Genomic DNA, 16678 nt, shown 5'->3' on the forward strand with positions numbered 1-16678 from the left:
GGATCCGATATGCGCGACTCCCGATTCGACGTCTGGGCGCCCTTCGCCGAGACGCTCCAAGTGCAGATCGACGGCGAGGCTCACCCCATGCGCCGCGCCGAGGACGGCTGGTGGCGCCCGGCGGAGCTGGAGTTCGACGGCGCCGAGCACGACTACGCCTACCTCCTCGGGGAGGACCCGACGCCGTACCCCGACCCGCGTTCGCGCCGGCAGCCGCACGGCGTGCACGGCGCCTCGCGCACCTTCGACCCGTCGGCGCACGCGTGGTCGGACGGCGGGTGGACGGGCCGCCGGCTCGCGGGGGCGTCGATCTACGAGCTGCACATCGGCACGTTCACACCCGAGGGCACGCTGGACTCGGCGATCGGCCGTCTCGACCACCTCGTGGAGCTCGGCGTGGACTTCGTCGAGCCGCTGCCCGTCAACGCGTTCAACGGCGAGCACGGTTGGGGCTACGACGGCGTGTACTGGTACGCCGTGCACGAGGCCTACGGCGGCCCCGCGGCCTATCAGCGATTCGTCGACGCCTGCCACGCGCGCGGCCTCGGCGTGATCCAGGACGTCGTCTACAACCACCTCGGCCCCTCCGGGAACTACCTCGGCAAGTACGGCCCGTACCTCTCGAACCACCACCAGACCGCGTGGGGCGACACCGTGAACCTCGACGGCCCCGAGTCCGACGAGGTGCGCCGCTACATCCTCGACAACGTGCGCATGTGGCTGCGGGACTTCCACGTCGACGGGCTCCGGCTGGACGCGGTGCACGCGCTCGTGGACACCCGGGCGACGCACCTCCTCGAGGAGATGGCGCTCGAGGTCGAGGCGCTCTCGGCCCACGTCGGCAGGCCGCTCGCGCTCATCGCCGAGTCGGATCTCAACGCGCCGCGCATGATCGCGCCGCGCGAGATCGGCGGCTACGGCCTCGACGGCCAGTGGTCGGACGACTTCCACCACGCCGCGCACGTGACCCTCACGGGCGAGTCCTCCGGGTACTACGCCGACTTCGCCGAGACGGCGGGGCACGGCCTCGGCGCCCTCAAGAAGGTCCTCACCGGCGGGTTCTTCCACGACGGCACGCTCTCGAGCTTCCGCGGCCGGCACCACGGCAGGCCGCTGCCCGCCGGGACGCCCGGCTGGCGCCTCGTCGCCGCCATCCAGAACCACGACCAGATCGGCAACCGCGCCCGCGGCGACCGGCTCTCGGAGACGCTGAGCACGGCCGAGCTCAAGCTCGGCGCCGTGCTGCTGCTGTGCTCGCCGTTCACGCCGATGCTGTTCCAGGGCGAGGAGTGGGGCGCGGGCACGCCGTTCCAGTTCTTCTCCTCGCATCCCGAGCCCGAGCTCGCGCAGGCGGTCTCGCAGGGCCGCAAGCACGAGTTCGCGCGCATGGGATGGGATGAGTCGCAGGTGCCCGACCCGCAGTCCTTCGAGACCTTCGAACGCTCGAAGCTCGACTGGTCGGAGCCGGGTCGGGACGGGCACGCCGAGCTGCTCGACGTCTACCGGCGCCTGCTCGCCCTGCGGCGGCAGCGGCCCGAGCTGACGGATCCGTGGCTGCACGAGGTCGCCGCGAGCGCCGATCCGGAGCGGCGGGTGCTCGTCGTCTCGCGGGGCGCGCTGCGGATCGTGCTCAACCTCTCCGCCGAGGAGCACGAGGTGCCGCTGCCGGAGGCCGGCCTGGAACCGCTCTTCGCCACGGACGGCGCCGTGAGCGTCCGCGACGAGGCCGTGCGCCTGCCCGGCTGCAGCGCCGCGATCCTGGCCCCTCGGGAGTAGCCCCGAGCTCCCGGGCGCGACCGCCGGCGCCGCGTACCGGCGGCCGCGCCTCGCGTCGGGCGCCGGCCGGTCAGCGCCGGCGCTGCGCCTCGAACAGCGCCGCCCAGTGCCGCGCCTCGAGGTCCTTCGGCAGGGCGGAGGCCGGGATGCCCTCCTCAGCGAGCCTCGCGCGCACGGCCCTCCTGGACCGCGGCTCGACGACGCGGTCGAGGATCGCGCCGATCCCGCGGCCCCGCCCGGTGAAGACCGCGTGCACGAACCGCCGGTAGGCGCTCCTGTCCCGCGAGCCCACGAGGGGGCGTTCGCGCCGCCGCATCACGAGTATGCCGCCGTCGACGCCGGGCCGCGGCCGGAAGGCGCTCGCGCGCACCCGCCCCTCGAGCGAGAACTCGACCCACGGCCACCACTGCGCCGTCATCATCGTGGCGCCGCCGACCGCGGCGCGGCGGCGCGCGACCTCCCACTGCACGAGCAGCACCGCGTCGGTCCAGGAGCGCGAGTGCAGCACCCGTCGGAGCGCGGCGGTGGTCAGGTGGAAGGGGAGGTTGCCGACCACGACGTGCGGGCGGTCCGGCAGCCGGTGGTCGAGGAGATCGCCGGCGACGAGCTCGACGTGGCGCGCGAGCCGCGGCCGCAGCTCGCGCACGAGCGTCTCATCGATCTCGATGGCGCGCAGGGGGCGTCCGAGCCGCTGCAGCGCGAGCGTGATCGCGCCCGAGCCCGCGCCGAGCTCGATGATCGGCCCGTTCGTGCGCTGCACGAGTCGGACGAGGTGTTCGATGGTCTTCCGGTCGGTGAGGAAGTTCTGACCGTGTTCGTGGCGTCCGCCACTGTAGGTAGGCATGAGAAGCGTGCTCCGCAGAAGTCGTGTGCTTCCGGGCAGCAATGAGCACCGCCCGGCTGGACTGCCTGAGCGGCGGAGACTGTGTACGGTGCAGGTCCGCCGCTATGCGCGACGGATCCGTACTATTGCCATGACTGGGATACCCACGCCCTCAGCGTAGCAGGGGCCGAGCGATGCCGTCCCGGCGCGGCGGCCACGAGTCCGTGCGCAGCGGCCGCGCAGCTACTACACTGCCCGGGACCGCAACGATCCCGCCCTCGCGGGGGTCAGGCGCCTCCGCCCCTCCGGCGAGGCCTCTTCGTCACCGTCGACAGGGAGGAGCCCCGATGCTCGATCACCGGCTCACCGTGCTTCGCACCTTCGCAGCCTGCGGAACGGTGGGCGCGACCGCCGAGACGCTGGGCTACTCCGCGTCGGCCGTGTCCGCCCAGCTCCGCGAGTACCAGCGCGCACTCGGCATACGGCTCGTCGTCAAGGACGGCCGCGGGCTGCGGCTGACCGCGTCCGGGGCGACGCTGGTCGAACGGGCCGACGAGCTGGTCTCCGCATGGGAGCGCATCTACAGCGAGATCCGCAACGCGGACGAGGACGCCGCCCCCGCCCTGCTGCGCCTGGGCGGGTTCTCCACGGCGACCGCCTCGCTGCTCTCGCCCGTGGCCGCGCGCCTCAAGGAGCGGCACGCCCTGCTGGACGTGCACATCGTGGAGGCCGACCCCGCCCGGTGCGTGGACCTGCTCGTCGCGGAGCGGCTCGACATCGCCGTGATCGTCGCGATGCAGACCACGCCGGGGATCAACGACGGCGCCCTCGAGCAGATCACCCTGGTCGACGATCCGCTCGACGTCATCGTCCCCGCCGGCCACCCGCTCGCCGACAGGGAGGCCGTGAGCCTCGAGGAGTTCGCCGGCGACCACTGGATCACCGATCGTCCCGGCACCCCCTACCGCGCCCTCTTCGTCACCGCGTTCACGGCCGTCGGCGTCACGCCCCGAGTCGTGCACCAGGTCTCCGACTGGGGCTCGCAGGAGTCGCTGGTGAGCAACGGACTGGGCGTGGCGTTCGTCCCCCGGCTCATGCGGCTGAGCAGTGATTCCGGCGTGCGGCGAGTACCGCTGACGGGCGCGACGGCGCCCACGCGCAGGGTGCTCGCCGTGCTGCGCCGCGGCACGAGAACGCACCGGCTGTTCTCCGAGGCGCTGGGCTCGCTCACGGAGACCGCGCTCTACGCGCAGAGCCTCACCACGCCCCGCTGAGCCGCCGCCGACGCCCCGACGCACACCGCGGGCGCCCCGACGCACACCGGATTCGGGGGCACCGCGAACGGCGCCCCCGCGGTTCCGATGCCGCGAGGCCCGTCAGGCCTCGATGACGAGGTCCGTCCGCGCCGTGGAGCAGCAGGGAAGGAACTTCCCCGATTCGATCTCCCGCCTGCGGATCCCGCCCTGGTGGTGCATCTCCACCTCGCCGGAGCGCTTGATCGACTTGCAGGAGCCGCACATGCCCTCCTGGCAGTTCATGGGAATGCGGATGCCGGCGGCGCTGGCCGCGCCGAGGACGTTCTCCCCCTCCTCGATCCGCACGTTGAGCCGGCTGCGCAGAAAGGTCATGGTCAGCGCCCCCTCGCCCACGGTGTCGAACGCGGCCGCGTCCGGCCCGCCCTCCCCGGCCGCTGCCTCGGCACCGCCGTCGACCGGCGTCCCCGCATCGGCCGGGCCGTCCCCGCCCTCCCCGGCTCCGGAGGACGGCACCGGCCGCGCCTCGCGCTCGTGGCCGAGCCCGTAGACGTCGAACGCCGCGGGCTGCCCGTCGAGGGACTCCTCGGACGCGGCCGCGATCTCCTCGGCGAGCTCCACCTCCGCCTTGTACTCGAGACGCGTTCCGTGGTCCCCGGAGAAGAACTCCATGTGCACGGAGGTGTCGTCGACGCCCAGATCGCGCAGCAGTTCCCCCGCCGCGTTGAGGTATCCCTCGGGTCCGCAGGCGTAGACCTGTCTGCCGTTGGCGTCCGGGGCGACCTCCTCGATCATCGACGCGGTGAGCCGGCCGGCCATCCCCTCCCACGAGCCGTCGACGCTGCGGTCCCCCAACGAGTAGTAGACGACGATGCGGTAGTCGACGGAGGCGAGGTACTCCAGCTCGCGCGAGAAGGCGAACGTGCCCGGCGCGGCCCCGTGGTAGAGCAGCACGATGTCCGCGGCGCCCGGCAGCGAGTGCACGGTGCGGACCATGGACATCAGGGGCGTGATGCCGGACCCCGCCGCGAGGAAGAGGAACCGCGCGCGGCGATCGGCATCCGGCAGGTGGAATGCGCCCACCGGCCCCAGCATCTCGAGCACGGTGCCGGGCCGCACGTGCTCGTGCACCCAGGGGGAGACCCGTCCCCCGGTCTCCCGCTTGACCGTGATCGCGAACGTCCACGGCTGCGTGGGGGCGCTGGAGATCGAATAGCTGCGGTCCACCGGATCCGCGTCCGGGCCGTCCACGGGGAAGGCGATGTTCACGTACTGCCCGGAGCGGAAGGCGAGCGGGGCGCCGTCCGTCCGCCGGAACACGAAGGTCATCATGTCCCCCACCTCGGGGACGGTCTCGACGCACTCCGCCGTGAACTCCTGCGGGTGCCAGGGCCCGAGCGCCTTCGCCGCGCCGGCCGGCTCCGCCGAGGCCTGGAGCACGCGGTTCCACGGCATCTCCAGGCCGCGGATGCGCTCGGCGAAGGGCAGCGCGGTCGTCGAGATCTCCACCGTCATGCGAGGTGCTCCTGCATGCGCTTCGCGTACCAGCTGATGAAGGCCTCCACCTGGTACTCGCTCTTCATGTACGGGCCGGGCTCGTACGCCGGGCTCGAGGCTCCGCGCTGGCAGAGCTCCACGAAGTGCTTGTCCTGCAGGTTGGTCTGCTTCCAGGTGTGGGTGAGCTCCTCGAGGTCGTAGTCGACGCCCTCCACCGCGTCGTCGGCGACGAGCCAGGTGGTGCGGACCAGCGTGCGCCCCTCGTCGATGGGGAAGGCGGAGAAGGTGATGACGTGATCCGAGAGGAAGTGGAACCACGAGTTGGGCTGCAGATGCATCGAGCATCGGCCGAGGCGGAAGTCCCGAAGGTCGCCGAGGAGCTTCTTGGACAGCCTCCGCCCGGTCGCCGAGAAGGACTCGCCCTCGCCGTCGAGCGGCTCGCGGGAGATGCGGATCCCGGCGATGCGCGTGTCGAGCTCCTCCACCACCTCGTACGGCAGCCCGTAGCGCTTGCACCGTTCGCGGAGCGCTTCCTCGGAGGCGAGGTTGCGCTGCCAGACCTCCTCCAGATGCGGCGGGATGATGCCCTCCGTCAGCCCCCAGGTGGGGAACAGCGAGCAGGCCAGCTCGGGGTGGCCGTCGCAGTGGTAGCACTCGCGGTTGTTCTCCATCACGAGCTTCCAGTTGCCCTCTTCGACGATGTTCTGCTGATAGGCGACCTTCGTCTTCCCGAGCTCGTGCGGCGCCAGGTAGGGTTCGAAGCGCTTCGCGACCTCGTCGAAGTCCTGCGGCGGCTCGTCGGCGAGGCACACGAAGATGAGCCCCGCCACCTCGCGGGAGTGCGCGCGCTTGAGGTTGTAGCAGCCCTTGGCGAAGTCGGCCTCGCCCGGGGCCGAGGCATGGATGAGCGTCCCCTCGGCGTCGTATGTCCACGAGTGGTACTGGCAGACGAGGTTGCCGGTGGTTCCCGTCTTCTCGGTGAGCACTCGTGCGCCGCGGTGGCGGCAGACGTTGTGCAGCACGTTGATGCCGCCGTCGTCGTTGCGGAGCACGATCAGGGAGTGCGGCCCGTAGTCCACCGTCACGTAATCGCCCGGTTCCGGCACTTCGGCCGTGCTCGCCGCGAAGACCCAGTGGTTCGCGAAGATGCCCTCCATGTCGGCCGCGAAGATCGCGGGGTCGGTGTAGAAGGGGGCTTCGAGGGAGAAGCCCGCCCGGCGCTCCTCGAGGAGCCGGCGGAGCTCCGCGAGACGCTCCTCGAGGAGCGCCGCCGTCGGGCGGCCGGGCCTGGTGGAGGTCAGGTTCACTGCAGGTGCCATGGTGTGTCTCTCTCCTGGTTTCGTCTGCCGAGCTGTGCAGCAGGGCATGGCGCCCCTGGACGCCGTACGGACGGATGCGATGTCGGATGACGGATCCCGGCTGTGCGGGGCGAGCGCGATCCACTTCGATGTGCACCGGCTCACTGGCCAGGCTAGGGATTCCGAACATTGAAGAAAAGCGCAATTCATCGCAGGAGATCATGCGGGTTTCTTGCAGATTCCCAGCGGCCCTCAGGCCAGGATCACGGTCCGGCTGCCGTTGAGGAACACTCGCGACTCGCAGTGCCACTTCACCGCGTCGGCCAGGGCCCTGCTCTCGGAGCCGCGTCCCGCGGCGACGAGGTCCTCGGGGTCGAACGTGTGGTCGACGGGGATGACCTGCTGCGCGATGATCGGTCCCTCGTCGAGCTCGTCGTTGACGTAGTGGGCGGTCGCGCCCACCGTCTTCACGCCGCGCTCGTACGCCTGGTGGTAGGGCTTGGCGCCCTTGAAGCTGGGCAGGAAGGAGTGGTGGATGTTGATCGCTCGCCCCGCCAGGGCGGCCGAGAGCTCGTCGGAGAGGATCTGCATGTATCGGGCGAGCACCACGAGGTCCACCTCGAAGCGGTCGACGAGGTCCATGAGCCGCTGCTCGGCCTCCGGCTTCGTCGTCTTCGTCACCGGCACGTGGAAGAAGGGGATGCCGTGCCATTCCACCGTCTGCCGATGATCGGGATGGTTCGACACCACGGCCGCGATCTCGGCGTTGATCTCCCCCATCCGCGTCCGGTAGAGGAGGTCGTTGAGGCAGTGCCCGAACCTGGACACCATGACGAGGAGCCGCTGCTTCTGCCCGGTCGGCCGCAGCTCCCACTCGGCGCCCAGCTCCTCGGCGAGCGCCGCGAAGTCCGCGTCGACCCGTTCGAGATCCGCGCCCTGCCCGAGCGAGAACCGGATGCGGGAGAAGAAGCGGGAGGTGCGGGGGTCGTCGAACTGCTTGAGCTCGATGATGTCCCCGCCGTGAGCGACGAGCACGCCCGTGAGTGCGTGGACGATGCCGCCGCGCTGCGGGCAGGCGAAGGTGATGACGTGGTCGAGCGTCTGGATGGTCATGCGAGCTCCTGATTCGATCGGATGTCGGTGCGTTCGGCGATGGATGGGCGGCGGCGGGGTTTCGCCGCAAGATGGCGCAGGGGAGGTCCGGTCAGTCCTCGACCTTCGGCTTCACCCTGACGACCCGGTCGGGGAGGACCAGCAGCATCGTGGCGGTGTCGAGGTAGTCGTGGTCGTCCTGCCCCGCCTCCAGACGCTCCGCCTCCGCCCGGCTCGAGACCACGGACACCGACCCCAGCAGCGGACGCTTCGCCGTGTCCCTCTCATCGTCCGGTGCTGGGTCGGGAGCTCCGCCGCGGGAACGCCGCTGTTCCTCCGCGCAGGGGTCGGCGGCGGGCTCGTGGGCGCCGGGGCGGTGCGCGGCATGCGCGGCACCGCCCCGGTCGCTCACCGGCGGATGCGGGCCATCTGCGGGTCGTAGACGGGCTCGGCGAGCACCCTGGCCGCGTGCGTCCGCCCGAACCGCATGATGCCGAGCTCCGTGCCCGGCTCGGACAGCGCCTCGGGCGCCCAGGCCAGGCCGATCACCTGGCCGGTGACGTACCCGAAGTCCGCGCTCGTCACCCAGCCCGCGGCGTCGGCATCCGAGCCGACCTCCGCGGCGCCCCGCGCCGCGGAGGCGAAGACGGGCGATCCGGCCTCGGGGCGGCCGGCGTCCAGGCGCATGCCGAAGGCCACGAGCCGGCGCCCGCGCGAGGGCAGCGCGACGAGCGCCTCCCTGCCCGTGAAGCCGCCCGCCTTCTCCATCCGCACCGCGAAGCCGAGCCCCGAGTCCTCGGGGGTGTCCTCGCGCGTCATGTCCGATCCCCACGCGCGGTAGCCCTTCTCCAGCCGCAGGCTGCTGAACGCCGCGCGCCCCGCCGGGACGATGCCGTGGCGCGCCCCCGCCGCGAAGATCTCGTCCCACAGCCGCAGGCCGTGGGCCGCCTCCGTGTAGAGCTCCCAGCCGAGCTCGCCCACGTAGCTCACCCGCAGCGCGAGCACGGGCACTCCGGCCACTCGGATGCGGGCGCAGCGGAAGTACCGCAGGCCCTCGTGACTGATATCGCCCTCCACGAGCGGCTCGAGGACGGCTCGCGCGCGCGGCCCCCATAGCCCGACGCAGCACGTGGAGGTCGTGATGTCGTCGATCACCACGGAGCCGTCGGCGGGCTGGAGGCGCGCGAGCCGGTCGAGGTCGAGCGGCCCGTTGGCGCCGATCATGTACTCGTCCTCGTCCACGCGGGCGACGGTCACGTCGGAGAGGATCCCGCCCGCGTCATCGAGCATGAGCGAGTACGTGACGGCGCCGACGCTCTTGCCGATCCTGTTGGTGCTGAGCCGCTCGAGCCACGCCGTGGCGCCGGCGCCCCGCACGCGGTATCGGGTCAGCGAGGTCATGTCGTACGCGGCGACGCGGTTGCGGGTGGCCCAGGCCTCGGCGGCGGCGATGGGCGACCAGTTCACCTGATCCCACGCGTCGCGGCGAGGCACCGCCACCGGCACGGGCGCGGCGAGGTCGTCCGAGGCCGCCGGGTCGGCGAGCGCGGTCGCCGCCTCCGCCGCGGCGCCGAACGCCTTCGCCGCCCGGGTCCGGAACTCCGGATCCTCGAACAGCGCCGCGTTCTGCGCATGCCAGAGCGGGCGCTCCCAGCCGTTCGCCTCGACCATGTATCCGCCCGCGTCCAGGATGCGGGTGTGGAACGGGCTGGTCTTGAGACCGCGGGCGACCATGGTGGCCTGGTGCGGGAAGGCGACGTCGTAGACCTCGTCGTACGCCTCGGCGCCCCGGCCCCGGATCCACGCGTCGCCGAGCAGGGCGGGGTCGAATCGGGCGAAGTCGAGCTCCTGCGTGGCGATGCCGGGGTCGCCCGTGACGATCCAGTCGGCGAGCACCTGCGCGCAGCCCGCGGATTGCGTCACCCAGATCGCCTGGGCGGACCAGAACCCCTCGAGTTGCGGCGACGGCCCGAGCATGGGCCCGCCGTCGGGGGTGAAGGAGAAGACGCCGTTGAACTCGTCCTCGAGCGGGAGCTCCTCGACGATCGGCAGGAGGCGGGCGACCTCGGCGCGGCAGAACTCGAAGTCCTCGACGGTGAAGGCGCGCTTCGCCGGCTCCTGCCCGGTCTCGAGCAGGTGCGCCGTATCCGTGAGGTCCTCGGGGGCGACGGGGATCGGCCGGTGCTCGTAGGCGCCGATGCCGATGCGCCTGCCGAACTCGCGGAAATAGAGTCCGGACCCCTGGTGCCGGACCATGGGGCGGCCGGACTGGTCCTCCGCCAGAGGGTTCCCGTCGCGGTCGGCGCCGGGCAGCTGCGGCACCGGGGCGGTCCAGGCGAATCCGTGCTCCATCGGGTGCATCGGCAGCCGCAGGCCGCCCAGCCTCCCCAGCAGGTGGCCCCAGATCCCGCCGGTTGCGACCACCACATCGGCGGGGAGCGTTCGCCGGCCCTCCCCCGTCTCCGCGTCCTCGCACACCACGCCGACCACCCGCCCGGCCTCGGACTCGACGTCGACGACGCGGGTGAGCCCGTGGAGCACCGCTCCTCCGGCCTGCGCTCGGCGGGCCTGGTACTCGACCGCACGGCTGGAGAAGACCACGCCGTCGGTGGGCGTGTGCAGCGCGCCGACGATCTGCGACACGTCCAGATCGGGCCAGAGCTCGGCGACGCGCTCCGGGCCGATGAGCTCCGCGGGAACGCCCCAGGCGCGGGCGAAGCCGTAGCGGCGCCGCAGCTCCTGCAGCTGCCCCTCGGTCGTCGCGACCTCGATCCCGCCCACGCGGTCGAGGAGCCGGCGGCCGTCCAGCTCCAGCCCGTCGAGCTTGTCCAGGGTGCGCCGCGCGAGCTCGCACATCACCCGGGAGCCGTTCGTCTGGAACACGAATCCCGGCGCGTGGGAGGAGGACCCGCCCGTCCGGTAGAGCGGCCCCTGGTCGAGCACCGTGACGTTCGCGCATCCGCGCGCCACGAGCTCGTCGGCGAGCGCCGCGCCGACGACGCCCGCGCCGATGATGACGATCCGCGCGTTCGGATCGACCGGTTGCGGCTGCCCGGCGACGACCCGTGCGGAGACGGTGAGCGGGGTGCCGGATGGTGAGGATGCACGTGCTTCCGCGGGATCCGCGGAGTCGAAAGCTGCGTTGGTCATGACGCCTCCTTGCGCTGGCCAAGTACGGGGAATACGATCGCCGGTGTTGCGAATTGTGCAACTAACGCGTATCGTGCAACTATTCAACCGCGCACCTCGGACGACGTCAAGCGAAAGAAGGCCCCGGTGAGCATCCAATCCGTCGATCGCGCCCTGGAGGCGCTGGAAGTGCTGGCCGCGGTGGGCGAGGCCGGGGTCGGGAAGATCGCGGAGCGGCTCGACGTCCACAAATCGACGGCTTCGCGCCTGCTCGCCTCTCTCGCCGCGCACGGCCTCGTCGAGCAGGACGGCGCCGGCGGGGCGTACCGGCTGGGATTCGGCCTCGTCCGCCTCGCCGGCTCCGTGACCAGCCGGCTGGACCTCTCGCAGGCCGCGCAGTCGCTGTGCGATCGGGTCGCCGCCGCGCTCGACCTCACCGCGAACGTGGCCGTGCTCGACGACGTCTTCGCCGTGAACGTCTCGCAGGCCGTGGGCCCCGGCCTCATGGCGCCGAGGCACTACGTGGGCCTGCGCACCCCGGGGCACGCCACCAGCTCGGGCAAGGCGCTGCTGGCCCACGACGAGGCGGCGGCCCGACGCGCCGCCGCAGACCTGCAGGCCCACACCCCCGCCACGATCACCGACGAGGAGGCGCTGCGCGAGGAGCTCGACCGCGTGCGGGCGCAGGGCTGGGCCGCCTCGAACGAGGAGTGGGAGCAGCACATCACGGCGGTCGCCGTCCCGCTGCGCCTGCCGGGCGGGGACGTGGAGGCCGCCCTCACGGTCACAGGCCCCACGCGCAGCCTGCCGCCCGAGGCGTTCGCCGAGACGGCCGACCGGCTGTGCAGGATGACCGCCTCATCCGGGCGATGGGCCTGAACGGGATCCGGCGAGCGGATCGCGGTCCGGCGCCGTCGCTCGCCCGATGGGGCGCGGGGCTCAGCCCGCCTCCCCGTCGATCCCCTGCGAAGGCCGGTTGGGTCGCTCGCTGAGCCCATCCCTGCCGTCGCGGCGCTCCCGGCGGCCGAGCAGCGAGGCGGGCCGCAGCGCGTCCTTGCCGAAACGGCTCGTGGCCCGGTCGATCGTGCGCTCGGCGGCATCCCACTCATCGTCGTGATGCTCGTCCCACAGGGTGAGCGCCATGCCCTCGCCGTCCTCGGAGAGGTGGTCGGCGCGCACGCCCAGCAGGCGCACCGCCTGACCGTCCGAATGCGCCTCGTCGAGGAGCCCGCTCGCCGCCCGGAACAGCGTCAGCCCGGTGTTCGTCGACCTCGGCAGCCTGGTCTGCCTGGTGATGGTCTGGAAGCTCGCCCAGCGCAGCTTGAGCGCGACGGTGCCGGCGGCCAGGCCGGCCTTGCGCAGCCGGGCGCCGACCGCATCCGCCTGCGCGCGCACCTCGCGCTCGAGCTCGGCGTGGGAGGTCACGTCCACGTCGAAGGTCTGCTCGTGCGAGACCGACTTCTCGATGCGCTCGGTCTCCACGCGGCGCGGATCGCGGCCCCAGGCCAGCGCGGAGAGCCGCGCCGCGTTCGCCTTGCCCACGGCTCGCTCGAGCGAGTCCACGGGCGTGTGCGCGAGGTCGAACACCGTGTGGATGCCGCGGCCGCGCAGTCGCTGCTCGGTCGCCTCGCCGACGCCCCAGATCGCGCTGATCGGCAGCGCGTGCAGGAACCCGACGGTCTCGTCTTCGGGCACCACGAGCAGCCCGTTGGGCTTGCTCTTGCCGCTCGCGAGCTTCGCGACGAACTTGGTGGCGGCCGCGCCCACCGAGCAGGGCAGGCCCGTGCGCTCGAGCACGCGGCGGCGGATGAGCCGGGCGATCTCGCGCGGGGTGCCGAACAGGCGCGTGGCCCCCGACACGTCGAGGAACGCCTCGTCGATCGACAGGGGCTCGACCAGCGGCGTGATGTCGCGGAAGATGCGCATCACCTCGTGGCTCGCAGCCCGGTACTTGTGCATGCTGCCCGGCAGCATCTCGAGGTGGGGGCACAGCTGCAGGGCGCGGCCGATCGGCATCGCCGAGCGAACGCCGAAGGCGCGCGCCTCGTAGCTCGCCGAGGAGACGACGCCCCGCCCGCCCACGCCGCCGACGACGAGCGGCCGGCCGCGCAGCTCGGGGCGCTCGAGGAGCTCGACCTCCACGAAGAATGCGTCCATGTCGACGTGCAGAATGGTCGCCGAACGGTCGTCGGCGCCATCCCCGACGACTCGTCCCCCGAAATCCTTCCTCGACACGGTTCCATTCTGCCGCGACCCGGCGACATCGCATCCTCCGCCCCTAGACTGCACGCCATGGACGCGACGCAGATGAACGCAACCCGCCGATGGACCGAGCACTACGCCGAGGGGGTCCCCGCGGATATCGCCCCGGTCGAGGAGTCCCTCTACGACGTCCTGGCCGAGCGCGCGACGGCGTACGCCGACTCCCCCGCGCTCGAGTTCTTCGGCGCGGAGCTCACGTTCGCCCGGCTCCACGAGCACGTCGTGCGCTTCGCCAACGGCCTGCGCCGCATCGGCGTCAAGCCGGGCGAGCGCGTGGCCCTCGTGCTGCCGAACTGCCCGCAGCACGTGATCGCCTACCTGGCGGTCGCCCGCCTCGGCGCGATCGTCGTCGAGCACAACCCGCTCTACACCCGTGCCGAGCTGCTCGCCCAGTACCGCGACCACGGCGCCACCATCACCGTCGCGTGGGACAAGGCGGCCCCCACGGTCCAGTCCCTCGCGGGCGAGGTCGACGTCCGCCACGTCATCTCCGTGAACATGACGAGGATGATGCCGCCGAAGCTGCGGCTGATGCTGTCGCTGCCGGTGACGAAGGCGAGGGAGTCGCGCGCCAGGCTCACCGCGAAGGCCCCCGGCACGGTGCCCTTCGAGAAGCTGCTGGGCCAGCAGCCCGTCCCGGAGGAGCACCCGATCCCGGGCCCCGAGGACATCGCGTGCATCGCCTACACCTCGGGCACCACGGGCGCGCCGAAGGGCGCCGTGCTCACCCACGCGAACCTGCTCTCGAACGGGCGCCAGGGCGCGGCCTGGATGCCCGCGTTCGTGCCGGGCAAGGAGACGATCTACTCGTTCCTCCCCCTCTTCCACTCGTTCGGCCTGCTGCTCGGGCTCACGTACGGCCTCACCTCCGCATCCCGCGTCACGCTCTTCCCGAGCTTCGACCCCGACCTCGTCGTGGACGCCTCGAAGCGGCATCCGGCCACCTTCATCCCCGGCGTGCCGCCCATGTACGACCGACTCGCGCGCGTCGCGAAGCAGCGTCCGGAGTTCGACCTCTCGCACGCCATCTACGCGATGTCGGGAGCGATGACGCTCACCGACCAGGTGGTCGAGCGCTGGGAGTCGGTGGCCGAGGGCAGGCTCAACGAAGGCTACGGGCTCACCGAGGCCTCGCCGTTCCTCTTCGCCAACCCGTTCTCGGACAAGCGCAAGATCGGCACCATCGGCCTGCCCTGCCCGTCCACGCACATCAGGATCGTCGATCCCGAGGACCTCGATCGCGAGGTCGAGCTCGGCGAGACCGGCGAGCTGCTCGTCAAGGGCCCGCAGGTGTTCCAGGGCTACTGGCGGAACCGGGAGGAGACCGACAAGGTGCTGCTCGCGGACGGCTGGCTGCGCACCGGCGACCTCGTGACCCAGGACGAGGACGGCTTCGTCCGCATCGTCGACCGCAAGAAGGAGCTCATCATCACGGGCGGATTCAACGTCGCCCCCACCGAGGTCGAGCACGTGCTCATCGAGGTGCCAGGCATCGAGGATGCGGCCGTGGTCGGCGTCCGGCGCGGCTCGAGCGGCGCCGAGGTCATCACCGCCGTGGTGGTGCTCGAGGAGGGCGCGGCCTTCGACGAGTCGAAGGTCCGCGAGCACGCGCGCGCCAACCTCGCCGAGTACAAGGTGCCCCGCACCTACCTCGTGTGGGACGAGCTGCCGAAGTCGCTGCTCGGCAAGGTCCAGCGCCGTCAGGTCAAGGAGCGCATCCTCGAGGACTAGCGCGGCGCCGCGACCGGCGACGGCCCGCGCGCGCCGAACCGTATGATGAGACGGTGAGTGCAACCCCCGATCAGCCATCCGAGCAGCCGCGGCCGACTCCCAACTCCTCCGCCGGCTGGGCGCGGAACGACCCCGGCACGAGCTCCCCGCAGTTCCTCCCCGAGGACGCGAGCGAGCTCGAGCAGCTGCCGCCGCTCGACGCCTTCCTCGAGACGCTCAACCTCCTCGACACGGGCGCGAACACCGGCGCGAACATCTACACCGGCAAGAGCCAGTGGATGCCGCACGGCCGCGTCTTCGGCGGGCAGGTCTCCGCGCAGTCGATCGTCGCGGCGAGCCTCACCGTGGACGAGGAGCGCCCGATCCATTCGATGCGCGGCTACTTCGTCCGCCCGGGCGACGTGCGCAGCCCCATCACCTTCGAGGTGGAGCGCATCCACGACGGCAACTCGTTCAGCACCCGGCTCGTGCAGGCGTACCAGCACGGCCTGCCAATCTGGTCGATGATCGCGAGCTTCCAGGTCGAGGAGGACGGCCTCGACCACGCCGTGCGGATGCCGACCGGCATGCCGGACCCGGAGTCGCTGCAGAGCGAGGCGGCGCATGTCGCCGTGGCGGGCCAGGCGCTCGCGAACTACTGGGTGCACCGCCGCCCGTTCTCGATGCGGCACGTCGACGGCCCGGTCTATCTCCAGCCCGCGCAGCAGCGCAAGGCCACCGAGGCGGTGTGGGTGAAGGCGCAGGGCTCGCTGCCCGACGACCCGGTCATCCACCGCGCGGCCATCTGCTACGTCGCCGACTACCTGATGATCGATCCGGTGCTGCGCCGGCACGGGCTGTCGTGGGTGGATCCGCGCCTGCGCATCGCGAGCCTCGATCACGGCGTGTGGTGGCACCGCTTCGCGCGCGCGGACGAGTGGCTGCTCTTCGCCCTCGAGTCGCCCAACGCGCACGGCGGCCGCGGCCTGTCCTACGGCCATTTCTTCGACCGCGAGGGCCGCCTCGTCGCGAGCGTCTCGCAAGAGGCGATGGTGCGCCTCAAGCAGCAGCGCTAGCGGCCGGGCTCGGTGATGTAGCGCCAGGGCCGGGTGGCGGTCTCGAGCCGATGCCGGCCGGTTCCCGTGCCCGCCTCGTCCTCGAAGGCGGCGTCGCCGAACCAGCAGAACCGATCGCCCTCGCGGGCGCGGGTCTCGAAGTGCTCGAAGGGCTCGTTCGCGCAGCGGTCGAGCGCCTCGGCGACCGTGCCGGAGTCGCGCATCTGATGGAGCGTCACCCAGGTGGGCACGACGAGCGTGAGCTGCTCGCAGGCGTGCGCGTCGAGCATGTCCGCCGGCCGCACCCATTCGAGCGCAGTCGCCTCGTCCTCGCAGGCCACCGGCTCGCCGCCCGGATCCGGAGCCATGAAGAACCATGTGCGGAAGCGGGGCGAGACGCCCTCGGGCGGGCTCCAGATCGCGTGCGCGACCATCGACTCCGGGTCGAGCCGCAGGCCGGTCTCCTCCTCGGTCTCCCGCACGCCGGCGCGGCGCGCGATATAGGACTCCACCTCGCTCGCGGCGTGCTCGCCGTCCCGGTCGACGGCCTCCACCGCTCCCCCGGGCCAGACCCAGGCGTCGGCGAACGATCCGGTGGACGGCCGCTTGAGCATCAGCGTCTCGAGGCCCGACGAGCCGTCCCGCACCACGATCACCGTGGCGGCGAGCCGGTTGACCGTCCGATCCGGTTGCAGCATGCCGAACACGCCCTCCTCAGTTGTCCTTGCTCGTGCGGGTAGTCGTCTTGGGCACACTACCCGTTCGGCGAAATCCGCACGAGTA

13 protein-coding genes are annotated in these 16678 nt (G+C 71.9%); 5 read left to right on the forward strand and 8 right to left on the reverse strand.

All coding sequences use genetic code 11. From position 1 onward, the window contains the following. Positions 1 to 9: 9 nt before the first annotated feature. On the forward strand, positions 10 to 1776 hold the full coding sequence (treZ, locus tag FM112_RS02225; RefSeq protein WP_087002803.1) for a malto-oligosyltrehalose trehalohydrolase: 1767 nt from the start codon (positions 10 to 12) through the stop codon (positions 1774 to 1776). Between the two features lie 70 nt (positions 1777 to 1846). Here treZ and erm read toward each other — a convergent pair whose 3' ends face one another. Beyond that, positions 1847 to 2620, reverse strand: coding sequence for a 23S ribosomal RNA methyltransferase Erm (gene erm, locus FM112_RS02230; RefSeq protein ID WP_087002805.1), 774 nt, complete (start codon positions 2618 to 2620; stop codon positions 1847 to 1849). 326 nt (positions 2621 to 2946) lie between these two features. Here erm and FM112_RS02235 point away from each other — a divergent pair, with 326 nt between their 5' ends. Continuing rightward, the gene (locus FM112_RS02235; protein ID WP_087002807.1) at positions 2947 to 3873 is read left to right on the forward strand and encodes a LysR family transcriptional regulator; all 927 of its coding nucleotides are present in this window, start codon (positions 2947 to 2949) and stop codon (positions 3871 to 3873) included. A 102-nt stretch (positions 3874 to 3975) separates the two neighbouring features. Here FM112_RS02235 and FM112_RS02240 read toward each other — a convergent pair whose 3' ends face one another. The 5 genes from FM112_RS02240 to FM112_RS02255 all read right to left on the reverse strand — a co-directional run bounded on the left by FM112_RS02240 (position 3976) and on the right by FM112_RS02255 (position 10889). Continuing rightward, positions 3976 to 5367, reverse strand: coding sequence for a ferredoxin reductase (locus tag FM112_RS02240; protein WP_087002809.1), 1392 nt, complete (start codon positions 5365 to 5367; stop codon positions 3976 to 3978). Further along, positions 5364 to 6668 (reverse strand): SRPBCC family protein, encoded by a 1305-nt coding sequence (locus FM112_RS02245; protein ID WP_087002811.1) that lies wholly within the window; start codon positions 6666 to 6668, stop codon positions 5364 to 5366. Before FM112_RS02245 ends, FM112_RS02240 begins: the two co-directional genes overlap by 4 nt. 231 nt (positions 6669 to 6899) lie before the next feature. Then, positions 6900 to 7760 carry a formyltetrahydrofolate deformylase gene (gene purU, locus FM112_RS02250; RefSeq protein WP_087002813.1) on the reverse strand — a complete coding sequence of 287 codons (861 nt, stop codon included), beginning with the start codon at positions 7758 to 7760 and terminating at the stop codon, positions 6900 to 6902. A 91-nt stretch (positions 7761 to 7851) separates the two neighbouring features. After that, positions 7852 to 8151, reverse strand: a complete 300-nt coding sequence (locus tag FM112_RS16750; protein WP_140400539.1) for a hypothetical protein — start codon at positions 8149 to 8151, stop codon at positions 7852 to 7854. Then, complete coding sequence (locus FM112_RS02255; RefSeq protein ID WP_087002815.1) at positions 8148 to 10889, reverse strand: FAD-dependent oxidoreductase; 2742 nt, start codon at positions 10887 to 10889, stop codon at positions 8148 to 8150. The genes FM112_RS16750 and FM112_RS02255 overlap by 4 nt, the downstream gene beginning before the upstream one ends. 126 nt (positions 10890 to 11015) lie before the next feature. Here FM112_RS02255 and FM112_RS02260 point away from each other — a divergent pair, with 126 nt between their 5' ends. Beyond that, entirely contained in the window at positions 11016 to 11747 is a 732-nt protein-coding gene (locus FM112_RS02260; RefSeq protein WP_087002817.1) for an IclR family transcriptional regulator, read from the forward strand. A 60-nt stretch (positions 11748 to 11807) separates the two neighbouring features. Here the strand turns inward: FM112_RS02260 and dinB are convergent, their stop codons facing one another. Continuing rightward, entirely contained in the window at positions 11808 to 13103 is a 1296-nt protein-coding gene (gene dinB / locus FM112_RS02265; RefSeq protein ID WP_087002819.1) for a DNA polymerase IV, read from the reverse strand. 57 nt (positions 13104 to 13160) lie between these two features. Between dinB and FM112_RS02270 the strand changes: the two genes are divergently transcribed. Then, positions 13161 to 14861, forward strand: a complete 1701-nt coding sequence (locus FM112_RS02270) for an AMP-binding protein (protein ID WP_254910324.1) — start codon at positions 13161 to 13163, stop codon at positions 14859 to 14861. A gap of 185 nt (positions 14862 to 15046) precedes the next feature. Continuing rightward, a complete protein-coding gene (locus FM112_RS02275) occupies positions 15047 to 15916 on the forward strand; it encodes an acyl-CoA thioesterase II (protein ID WP_254910331.1) in 870 nt (289 codons plus the stop codon). On the opposite strand, the gene FM112_RS02280 is transcribed toward FM112_RS02275, so the two are convergent. After that, on the reverse strand, positions 15913 to 16593 hold the full coding sequence (locus tag FM112_RS02280) for an NUDIX domain-containing protein (protein ID WP_140400540.1): 681 nt from the start codon (positions 16591 to 16593) through the stop codon (positions 15913 to 15915). The two genes, FM112_RS02275 and FM112_RS02280, sit on opposite strands and share 4 nt — an antisense overlap. Positions 16594 to 16678: the final 85 nt, after the last annotated feature.

The sequence above is a fragment of the Gulosibacter sp. 10 genome (genome assembly GCF_900163695.1).
In the GTDB taxonomy this organism is placed as follows: domain Bacteria; phylum Actinomycetota; class Actinomycetes; order Actinomycetales; family Microbacteriaceae; genus Gulosibacter.

Coding starts and splice junctions, on each gene's coding strand:
- treZ (WP_087002803.1), top strand. CDS start 10: ATGCGCGACTCCCGATTCGACGTCTGGGCGCCCTTCGCCGAGACGCTC.
- erm (WP_087002805.1), bottom strand. CDS start 2,620: ATGCCTACCTACAGTGGCGGACGCCACGAACACGGTCAGAACTTCCTC.
- FM112_RS02235 (WP_087002807.1), top strand. CDS start 2,947: ATGCTCGATCACCGGCTCACCGTGCTTCGCACCTTCGCAGCCTGCGGA.
- FM112_RS02240 (WP_087002809.1), bottom strand. CDS start 5,367: ATGACGGTGGAGATCTCGACGACCGCGCTGCCCTTCGCCGAGCGCATC.
- FM112_RS02245 (WP_087002811.1), bottom strand. CDS start 6,668: ATGGCACCTGCAGTGAACCTGACCTCCACCAGGCCCGGCCGCCCGACG.
- purU (WP_087002813.1), bottom strand. CDS start 7,760: ATGACCATCCAGACGCTCGACCACGTCATCACCTTCGCCTGCCCGCAG.
- FM112_RS02255 (WP_087002815.1), bottom strand. CDS start 10,889: ATGACCAACGCAGCTTTCGACTCCGCGGATCCCGCGGAAGCACGTGCA.
- FM112_RS02270 (WP_254910324.1), top strand. CDS start 13,161: ATGGACGCGACGCAGATGAACGCAACCCGCCGATGGACCGAGCACTAC.
- FM112_RS02280 (WP_140400540.1), bottom strand. CDS start 16,593: ATGCTGCAACCGGATCGGACGGTCAACCGGCTCGCCGCCACGGTGATC.